General features: G+C 60.3%; 5 protein-coding genes. 1 reads left to right on the top strand and 4 read right to left on the bottom strand.

Going from position 1 to position 3,823, the window contains the following annotated elements; all coding sequences use genetic code 11:
- Positions 1 to 447: SDR family NAD(P)-dependent oxidoreductase (locus ACXJ7R_RS27070; RefSeq protein WP_457154501.1), on the top strand; the 447-nt coding region annotated here is incomplete at its 5' end.
- Positions 448 to 491: 44 nt separating this feature from the next.
- Here the strand turns inward: ACXJ7R_RS27070 and ACXJ7R_RS27065 are convergent.
- The 4 genes from ACXJ7R_RS27065 to ACXJ7R_RS27050 all read right to left on the bottom strand — a co-directional run.
- On the bottom strand, positions 492 to 1,235 hold the full coding sequence (locus tag ACXJ7R_RS27065) for a GntR family transcriptional regulator (RefSeq protein ID WP_457154500.1): 744 nt from the start codon (positions 1,233 to 1,235) through the stop codon (positions 492 to 494).
- An 84-nt stretch (positions 1,236 to 1,319) separates the two neighbouring features.
- Entirely contained in the window at positions 1,320 to 2,330 is a 1,011-nt protein-coding gene (locus tag ACXJ7R_RS27060) for an ABC transporter ATP-binding protein (protein WP_457154502.1), read from the bottom strand.
- Positions 2,331 to 2,377: 47 nt separating this feature from the next.
- Positions 2,378 to 3,379, bottom strand: a complete 1,002-nt coding sequence (locus tag ACXJ7R_RS27055) for an ABC transporter ATP-binding protein (protein ID WP_457154499.1) — start codon at positions 3,377 to 3,379, stop codon at positions 2,378 to 2,380.
- Positions 3,376 to 3,823, bottom strand: a 448-nt coding sequence (locus tag ACXJ7R_RS27050) for an ABC transporter permease (protein WP_457154498.1), incomplete at its 5' end; no start/stop codon positions are given. The genes ACXJ7R_RS27055 and ACXJ7R_RS27050, both read right to left, overlap by 4 nt.

The raw sequence follows: 3,823 nt of genomic DNA, 5'->3' as shown, positions 1-3,823 counted from the left end.
GCGCAGGGACACGGCCACCTTGTCACCGTCTGCAGCATGACGGCATTCCTGCCCTTTCCTGGCATCGCGAGCTWTGCGGCGGCAAAACACGCGCTTCRTGCCTATCATCTTGCCCTCGCGCTCGAAGAGCGCGGCAGCCCGGTGAAATTCACGATCGTCCATCCGACCTCGACCGAAACACCGATGCTCGACAAGGAAGCCGAAGACGACGCAATGGCCCTGTCCTTTGCCGGAACGCCGGTTACCGCGGAGTTTGTCGCCGGCATCGTCCTGGAAGCCATTCGGAAGAATACGATCGAGGCCTTCGCGCCGCTCGAGCGCGGCAAGGTCGTCAAGAAGCTTGGCGCCAGTCCGCGCAATCTTTGGAAGATGATGGACCGGAATGCGGTAATAGGTGCAGAGAAGCTCAAGGCGCGGCGCGCGACGAAAGCGACACCCTCAAAATAGGGCCGAGACCCACCGCGCCAACGCGGCCGCCGACAGCGGACCGATCAAGCCTCGGCTTTCTTGCGCCGAGACTTTTTCACATGCCCTGCATTGGCCTCATTCTTGATCTTCTCGAGGATCACATAAGACCCTTCGCGCAAATCCCGGACGACCAGTTCGCCGGTTTCGCCGGGTGCCCGGCGTGCGAGAGCGTCGATAATCAGCAGATGCGGATGCACGCTGTGGGCAGCGCTGCGCACGAGAGGATATTGATTGTTCACAAACGGGCCGGCCAGCAGCCACAGATTTTCAATGCAGCGCACCAGCACATCATTGCCCGAAGCCCGGTAGATGGTGAAATGAAACTCCTGGTTGGCCGCCAGGGCTTCCTTCCAGCGTTCCTGGTTTTCGGATTGAACGAACCTGTCGTGTAGCGCCTTCAGGGTTTCTATGTTTTCCTCGCTGATGTGGACGGCGCCCAGCTCGGCGGCCAGACGTTCGAGCGGCGCCCTGGTCTCGCGGATGTTGATGTACTGCGGAATGGTCAGGACCGGCACGCGAGGCTGATGGCCAAGCCGCAATTCCAACGCGCCCTCGCGAACGAGTTGGACGATTGCCTCACGCACCGGGGTTGGAGACATATCGTAGTTGGCAGCAAGCCGGCGAATATTGAGCCGGCTCCCGGGCTCGTATTGTCCGGTCATCAAATCGATGCGCAACCGCGCGTAGATGCGCTCCGACAAACTGTCGCGGTTTGCATCGGGCCCCTCAGGCTCCAGATCGATTTCTTCCATCGCTGGGGAGTTCATGACTGCTCATCAGACGGGGTCAAACTGCAGAAGCTCTTTCTCCCATAGCATAAGTGCGCAGGCGTTCCATCGCTGCGCTGACGCTCAGGACAAACCTTGTCCCGTGTCTGGCTCAGGAAAATGGCAGGCGAAAGTAGACTTGCCTATCGTGCGCAGCACAGGCTCTTCGGTTGCGCATAGTTCCTGTGCCTTCCAGCATCGGGTCCGGAACCTACAGCCGCTTGGCGGCGCGGCAGGACTCGGCAAGTCCCCCTTCAAGACGATCCGCTTTCGCTGACGCTCGCTCCTTGGATCGGCTGTTGGCACAGCCGAAAGCAAGGCGAGGGTGTAGGGATGTCTGGGGCTATCAAAAATCTGTTCCCTTGGCGCGAGTTCGACGATCTTTCCAAGATACATGACCGCGACCCGGTTCGAGATGTGACGAACCGTAGAAAGGTTGTGCGCGACGAAAAGGTAGGAGAGACCAAGCCGTTCCTGCAAATCCGCGAGCAGGTTCAAAATGCCGGCCTGAATGCTGACGTCGAGCGCAGAGACCGGCTCATCCAGGATCACCACCTTGGGATTGACCGCAAGCGCGCGGGCAATGCCCACGCGTTGCCTTTGACCGCCTGAAAGTTCGTGCGGGAAGCGCTGAAGATGCTCCATACTCAGTTTGACCAGGTCGACAAGTTCGTGAAGGCGATCCAGTCGTTGCTTCTTCGTCATCTCAAGGAGGCCCAGAGGCTCTGAAATGATCTCGCCGATCCGCATGCGCGGATGAAGAGATGCAAACGGATCCTGAAACACCACCTGCAGATGCCGGCGCTGCCGCCGCATCTCTTCCTCACTGAGCTTTGCGAGATTCACGCCATTAAGGAAGACCTCTCCCGAGGTCGGCGGAGACAGCCGCAGGATGCAGCGCGCTAGCGTCGACTTGCCACAACCGGATTCGCCGACAAGCCCCAACGTCTCTCCTGTCGCCAGATCGAAACTTACTCCGGCGACCGCGCGGATGACCGGCGCGCTCTTCGATCCCGAGAAAGCTCCGCCGGTGCCGAATTCCTTGACCAGGTTTTTGACCGAAAGCAGTACTGGTATCTCTCCCTGCGAAGGCATTTCGTCGCCGGTTTGATTGGGTGCCGAACCATCGCGGACGGCCGATGTCATGCCGTTTTCCTTCGGCTGTGGTACTGCGGCAGCATCGATGCCAAATGGCATGCCACATCCGAGGCACCGGCCTTCATCAACAATGGCGATTCGCTCCGGCACCGATCGACAGCGAAATGGCAACGCGGATTGAACGCGCAACCCGACGGCATGGTCTGAGCCGTCGGCGGAGCACCGCCGATGTCGATGAGACGGCCGATCTCGCCTTTCATCTCGGGAAGCGAGCCCAACAGGCCGCGGGTATACGGATGGCCGGGCTGATCGAACAGATCATCGACGGCGGCACGCTCGACGATCGATCCGGCATACATCACCGAGACAGCTTCGGCCATACCGGCGACAACGCCAAGATCATGCGTGATCAGAACCAGCCCGGTGCCCTGCTGGCGGCAGAGCTGCTTCAGGAGTTCCAGGATCTGAGCCTGGACCGTGACGTCGAGCGCCGTCGTCGGTTCATCGGCGATGATCAGGTCCGGCTTGTTCGCGATCGCGATGGCAATCACCACACGYTGACGCATTCCGCCGGAAAATTCGTGCGGATATTGCTGCATGCGCCTTTCCGGAAACGGTATCGCGACTTCGAAAAGCAGCCCAAGCGCCTGGTCATGCGCCTGTTTCGCCGAGAGCGTGGGATTGTGGATGCGTATCGCCTCCACGACCTGGTCTCCGACCGTCAGCACCGGGTTCAAGGCGGTCAGCGGATCCTGGAAGATCATCGACATTCTGGAGCCGCGCAGTTGCTCGAGTTTCTTCGCCGGGCAGCCTATCAATTCGCTGCCGAGCAATTTCACCGAGCCGCTGATGCGAGCGGACCGCGGCAAGAGTCCCATGACAGCACGCATGGTGATGCTTTTGCCGGATCCGGACTCGCCAACCAGGCTGATGATCTCGCCCTTGCGAATGGAGAACGACACACCACGCACGGCGTCGACATATCCGAACGGCGTGTCGAAAGCGATCTTGAGATCCCGGACATCGAGGAGGGGCTCATCCTTCATGAATGCTTCCTCGGATCCAATATGTCGCGCACCCGGTCGCCGATGAAATTCAGCGCCAGCACGACACTCAGAATGGCGATCCCAGGGGCTGCCGCGATCCACCAGTAGTAGAAGTTGACCGCGCCGTCCGAGACCATCGCCCCCCATTCGGGTGCCGGCGGTGCGGCTCCAAGTCCGATGAAGCTCAGCGAGGCCGCCAGCAAAACGACCTGGCCGAAATCCATCGTCGCGTTGATCAGAATGGGCGTCCAGCAAAGCGGCAGAATGTAGCGGATGAGCAGCCGGCGCGGCTTGACACCAGATGAGATGGCGGCATCGACATGCTCCATCTGCTTGACGCTTATGACCTGCGCCTGCATCAGCCGCGTGTAGAGCGGCCACCAGACGGCAATCATCGCCAGCGTTGCGGTCCATAGGCCGGGTCCGAGAGAGGCAGCTACGGCC

This window comes from Mesorhizobium sp. P5_C1, assembly GCF_054049815.1.
The sequence above is the reverse complement of the archived record's forward strand: the minus strand, read 5'-3'. Positions and strand labels throughout refer to the sequence as shown.

Excerpts from the sequence above, each read along its gene's own strand:
- ACXJ7R_RS27065 (WP_457154500.1), bottom strand. The coding sequence starts at position 1,235 with ATGAACTCCCCAGCGATGGAAGAAATCGATCTGGAGCCTGAGGGGCCC.
- ACXJ7R_RS27060 (WP_457154502.1), bottom strand. The coding sequence starts at position 2,330 with ATGCCTTCGCAGGGAGAGATACCAGTACTGCTTTCGGTCAAAAACCTG.